1 protein-coding gene is annotated in these 1646 nt (G+C 55.3%); it reads right to left on the reverse strand.

Translation table 11 applies throughout. From position 1 onward, the window contains the following. Positions 1-31: 31 nt before the first annotated feature. Positions 32-1578 (reverse strand): IS3 family transposase gene (locus BLV85_RS14670; protein ID WP_425433815.1). Its coding sequence is split into 2 segments (ribosomal slippage): positions 32-1125 and positions 1125-1578, totalling 1548 coding nucleotides; the frame shifts between segments, so codons are not numbered across the junction. Positions 1579-1646: the final 68 nt, after the last annotated feature.

Here is a 1646-nt window from a genome sequence, read left to right on the forward strand (position 1 = left end):
CGCTGTTTGTCAAGGTAGTTGTCGTGTTCATCTACACGGCGACCTTTAAGTCACCCCCGTCCTTCTCTGGGTTCAGCCAGACTTGCTCTGGTAGATTCCAGTTTCTGACATCCCGAGACCAGCGCTTTGGGTTTGCTGCCCTGGCTGCCTCGTAGACGGCTTTCCGATTATTTATTACCTGACGCGTCTGGCCGCTGTGGCGCTGGTGCGGAGTCATGAACTTCAACCCGCTGTGCTTGTGTTCATAGTTGTACCAGTGTACAAACTTCAACACCCAGTCTCGGGCATTGGCCAGGGTTACAAAGCCCTTATACGGATAGCCAGGACGATACTTGCAGGTCCGGAAGATGGATTCGGCGTATGCATTATCGTTGCTGACTCGCGGCCGGCTGTTTGATTTCACGACCCCGAGGCGGCGAAGAGTCTCCACCATTGATGCGCCCTTCATGGGGCTGCCATTGTCTGAGTGCAGCACCAAAGGCGCACCGGCGATAGCCTCACGCAGACAGGCCTTGCGCAGCAAGTGCGCCGCCAGCTCGCTCGACTCTTCTTCATGGATTTCCCAGCCCACAACCTTACGGCTATACAGATCCAGGATCAGATACAGATAGTAATAAACACCCTTGACAGGTCCGGGCAGCCAGGTGATGTCCCAGCACCATACTTGGTTGGGACCCGTTGCACAGTGCGTACTCATTGGCCGGTTTTCAGGTGCCTGGCTGCGACCCCGGTGATGTTGCTGGCCTTCTTCCCGTAGTATCCGGTAAAACGTCGACTCAGAGGCAATGTAACAACCGTCATCGGCCAGTGCAGGCACGATCTGGCTCGGTGGCAGGCTACGGTAGATGGGGCTGTTGAGCGTGTCCAGTACGGCCTGGCGTTCCTGTGACGTGAGTTTGTTGTCCGGCACCGGCCGGACTGCGTCAGGCCGGCCGTCAGTCTTCACTTCGCCTTCTCGAGTCCAGCGCTGAAACGTGCGCATCGAGATGCCCATTTCCTCGCAGGCCTTGGCCGTACGGGCCCCCGCATCGACTGTTTCACTGATCAGCTTCACTGCTCGTTTGCGATCCAGGGCGCCAATCATTCGTCCCTGTCCTCCCCCCAGATCGCATGCATCTTTTTTCTCAAGGCCAGTAATGCAGCAGTTTCCGCCAGCGCCTTGTCCTTCCGGCGCAATTCCCGTTTGAGCTGCTTGTTTTCATTGCGCACCCGCTGGATATCCTGTCTGGCTGCTCGGGACAGCTGTTCAATCGAAGCATTGCTCTGAAGACAATTCGCCTTCCAAGCAGCTATTTGCTCGGCAAACAGCCCCTTCTTGCGGCAGTACTCTGACAGCTCTGCTTCGTTCATTGTCGCTGTTTCCAGCACAACGGCAAACTTGTCTTCCGGTGACCAATTCTCCGGATTTCGACCATCTCCCGGCACGACTAACCCTCTTGCTCTTGCTTGTTTCCGCCATTGATACAAGGTGACATCAGAGATGCCCGTCTCCTCAACCAGCACCGGTACCGGTGTATTCTCCGGCGGCATCATCCGCCTGATCACCGCTTCTTTGCGTTCTTTTGAATATCGTGTCATTGTTTATTCCTTATCGCCCCCGAATATTAATTAAAAATTAGACACGACAACTATTCTGACACAGGGGG

It is taken from the genome of Nitrosomonas halophila (assembly GCF_900107165.1).
Taxonomy (GTDB): domain Bacteria; phylum Pseudomonadota; class Gammaproteobacteria; order Burkholderiales; family Nitrosomonadaceae; genus Nitrosomonas; species Nitrosomonas halophila.